The organism is Mycobacterium sp., from assembly GCF_049280035.1.
Taxonomy (GTDB): Bacteria; Actinomycetota; Actinomycetes; order Mycobacteriales; family Mycobacteriaceae; genus Mycobacterium.
In genome coordinates, this window is sequence record NZ_JBAPPI010000613.1 from 1 (window position 1) to 2,913 (window position 2,913).

Here is a 2,913-nt window from a genome sequence, read left to right on the forward strand (position 1 = left end):
CCCCGCAGATGTAACCCGGCTTCGGCGTAATCGGTGGGGAACACGCTGTCGCACAGCACGGAACGCGCCACGTCAAGTTCGGCGGGGTCAGTGATTTCGCGGGCGATTCCGTGAAACGATCCGCCGTTGATGCGCAGCAGTACATGGGGATTTGCGCGGATGTTCAATAGCCAGCTGCTAACCGCGCCGGGACGGGTCAGCGCAATCTGCGGGGGAACCAACTGAACCAGGTAAGCACGATCACCGCGGCGGATGACGCGGACGCACTTGCGTCGCCGCTTGCCAGTCTTTCGACCCGTCGTCGTGACCACACCGTATCCGGCGGGTGGCGATAGCTGGACCGCCGGAAGCATCAGCGAGCTGAGGATCGCTCCACTTCGTGCGCTGCGCAGTAGCCGCTTATGTTTCGGAAGCTGCGCTGCTGGATCCGCTGTCATGAGCTTGATCATTCGCGTGCACAGCGATGCTGCGCAACCCTCACGCCGAAGGCGGACGTGCATCGTAGGTGTATGATTGGTGTATGTCTCGTACCAACATCGATCTCGATGACGAATTGACCGCCGAGGTGATGCGCAGGTTCGGCGTGACGACAAAGAAAGCGGCCGTTGACCTCGCGCTGCGTCGGCTAGTCGGCGCCCCGCTGAGCCGTGAGTTCCTCCTCAGTCTCGAAGGGCTCGGCTGGGAAGGCGATCTTGCAGACCTTCGAAGCGAGCGGCCAGACGAATTCGGATGATTCTCGTCGATAGCTCCGCTTGGATCGAATACTTCCGAGCGACCGGCTCGCCTGCTGCCGCTGAGGTACGCCGGCTTCTGTCCGACGAGGCAACTGAGGTCGCAATGTGTGAGCCCATCGCTATGGAGATTCTGTCCGGGGCCGTCGACGACAGCCGACACGCAAAGCTTGAGCAGCTGGTTAACGGTCTGCCGTCATTAAGTGTGGACAACGCCATTGACTTTCGGGCGGCAGCTGGTATCTACCGCGCCGCGCGGCGTGCGGGCCAGACGATCCGGAGTCTCAATGACTGTTTGATCGCCGCTGTCGCGATTCGCCACGAAGCGCGGATTGTGCACCGAGACGCAGACTTTGACGTCATCGCGAGGATGACCACACTCAAGTCAACTTCGTTTCGATAAAGCCGGGCGGGGTTGATTGCGCGTGGCCACCCCAAGAGAGAGCATGGGGAATGGTCGGCTACGTGGACGTGCGCGCTTACGCCGAGCTCAACGATTTCTTGACGCCCGAGTCGCGCGGTGTGACGGTGCGCCGTCCGTTCCGCAGCCACCAGACCGTCAAGGATGTGCTGGAGGCGATGGGCATTCCGCACACCGAGATCGACCTGATCCTGGTGAACGGTGATCCGGAGGACTTCTCGCACCGCCCGACCACCGGCGACCGCATCGCCGCCTACCCGATGTTCGAGGCGTTCGACATCGGGTCGACGGCCAGGTTGCGGCCGACCCCGCTGCGCGATCCGCGCTTCGTGGTCGACGTCAACCTCGGCCGGCTGGCGCGAATGCTGCGGGTGCTCGGCTTCGACGTGTGGTGGTCCAGCGACGCCGACGACCAGAGCCTGGCCGAGATCAGCCTTGAGCAGCAACGGATCCTGCTGACCCGAGACCGCGGCCTGCTCAAGCGTCGGGCGATCGGCCATGGGCTGTTCGTGCACTCCGAGCAGCCCGAGCAGCAGACGCTCGAGGTGATCCGGCGACTGGATCTGCGTGAACGGCTGGCGCCGTTGACCCGGTGTGTCCGCTGCAACGGCAGCCTGGCAACCGTTTCCAAGGACGAGGTGATCGACGACCTCGAGCCGTTGACCCGCGGCTACTACGAGGAATTCAGCCGCTGCGCAGACTGTGGGCGCATCTACTGGGCCGGGTCACACTATGCGCGGCTGCTCGGCCTCGTCGAGCGACTCCGCGGCCAGCTCTAGCTGGCCGGGGTAAAGCGGATCGCCCTGAGGTTCAGCTGTTCGACGGCCTCGGCGAACTGATCGTGGGTCGGCATTTGATGATCGCGGAAGCCCAACCCCATCACGCGCTCTGCGCGCTTGACACCGTAGGACTCTGCGCAGCGTGCAAAGAGATCGGCGACGTGCGCCTTGTCCGTAATGAGCTCGCCGCGCATCGTGGTCGTCTTGCCATCGTGCAAGACCTGTGCCGCGGCACCGTCGCGGAAGTTGCTCTTCCAGGTCGCGCCGGTCATCGCATAGAGAATGCCGTCGATTAGATGGGCGCTCAACACAAGTGAGTACGGGCGTCCGCTCTTGCGCCCGGTGAAGTTGACCACCATGAGCTGGTTGCGTGCCGGACCCGCGAATGGGGTGCGCAGCAGCAGTTTCATGAACGGGTTGACGACGCGCAGGAACGCCTCGGATGGGTGCGAGACGGTGATCGGGTTCGACTGTTCGGTCATGTCCTCAGGGTAGCTCCCAGCCGACGGTAAAGCCGTGGTGCAGGACCAGATTGCTGAGCACATCGGCGCGCTCGGCCAGCGGCCACGACTCGGCGGTAAACGCGTCGAGGGCAAAGAAGGCGTAGTTGACCGAGGTCTCCGGTGTGGTGCGCGGTCGGTACACCAGCGCATCTAGGGCATCGGGCTCGGGCCACCACCGCTTGACGGCGTCGGCGAGCCGGTGGCAGGTGTCCCACACGTCGGGGTGCTGGCCGGTGTTGATCTGGTCGTCGACGCGAAGGACATCGAGGTTCGCCTCGGTGCGCAGGTCCAGGACCCGCACGTGGCGGGCGGCGACCAGTCGCACCAGGTAGTGGGTCGCGTGGTCGGCCGGAATCATCAGTCCCGTCGGCCGATAGCGCTCGCGGAATGCGCCGACGAGAGTGCTTGCGGCATAACGGGTTCGGAAAGCACCGGACTCCGGATCGAATCGGTAGCGCGGGTGCGGGAAGCCGGTCCAG

6 protein-coding genes are annotated in these 2,913 nt (G+C 64.1%); 3 read left to right on the forward strand and 3 right to left on the reverse strand.

Annotated elements, in window-relative coordinates; translation table 11 throughout:
• On the reverse strand, positions 1-437 hold a 437-nt coding region (locus WAN71_RS19750), incomplete at its 3' end, for a nitroreductase/quinone reductase family protein (RefSeq protein ID WP_422226948.1).
• 83 nt (positions 438-520) lie between these two features.
• Here WAN71_RS19750 and WAN71_RS19755 point away from each other — a divergent pair.
• Genes WAN71_RS19755 through WAN71_RS19765 form a run of 3 tightly spaced genes read left to right on the forward strand, consistent with a single transcriptional unit; the run spans position 521 to position 1,931 of the window.
• Positions 521-733 (forward strand): type II toxin-antitoxin system VapB family antitoxin, encoded by a 213-nt coding sequence (locus WAN71_RS19755; protein WP_422226949.1) that lies wholly within the window; start codon positions 521-523, stop codon positions 731-733.
• Positions 730-1,134: a type II toxin-antitoxin system VapC family toxin gene (vapC, locus tag WAN71_RS19760; RefSeq protein ID WP_422226950.1), complete on the forward strand. Its 405-nt coding sequence runs from the start codon at positions 730-732 to the stop codon at positions 1,132-1,134. Before WAN71_RS19755 ends, vapC begins: the two co-directional genes overlap by 4 nt.
• Before the next feature lie 50 nt (positions 1,135-1,184).
• The gene (locus WAN71_RS19765; protein WP_422226951.1) at positions 1,185-1,931 is read left to right on the forward strand and encodes a Mut7-C RNAse domain-containing protein; all 747 of its coding nucleotides are present in this window, start codon (positions 1,185-1,187) and stop codon (positions 1,929-1,931) included.
• Here the strand turns inward: WAN71_RS19765 and WAN71_RS19770 are convergent.
• Positions 1,928-2,413, reverse strand: coding sequence for a hypothetical protein (locus tag WAN71_RS19770; RefSeq protein WP_422226952.1), 486 nt, complete (start codon positions 2,411-2,413; stop codon positions 1,928-1,930). The genes WAN71_RS19765 and WAN71_RS19770 overlap by 4 nt on opposite strands.
• Before the next feature lie 4 nt (positions 2,414-2,417).
• The coding region (locus WAN71_RS19775; RefSeq protein ID WP_422226953.1) for an RES domain-containing protein at positions 2,418-2,913 on the reverse strand (496 nt) is incomplete at its 5' end.

Excerpts from the sequence above, each read along its gene's own strand:
- WAN71_RS19770 (WP_422226952.1), bottom strand. The coding sequence starts at position 2,413 with ATGACCGAACAGTCGAACCCGATCACCGTCTCGCACCCATCCGAGGCG.
- vapC (WP_422226950.1), top strand. The coding sequence starts at position 730 with ATGATTCTCGTCGATAGCTCCGCTTGGATCGAATACTTCCGAGCGACC.
- WAN71_RS19765 (WP_422226951.1), top strand. The coding sequence starts at position 1,185 with ATGGTCGGCTACGTGGACGTGCGCGCTTACGCCGAGCTCAACGATTTC.
- WAN71_RS19755 (WP_422226949.1), top strand. The coding sequence starts at position 521 with ATGTCTCGTACCAACATCGATCTCGATGACGAATTGACCGCCGAGGTG.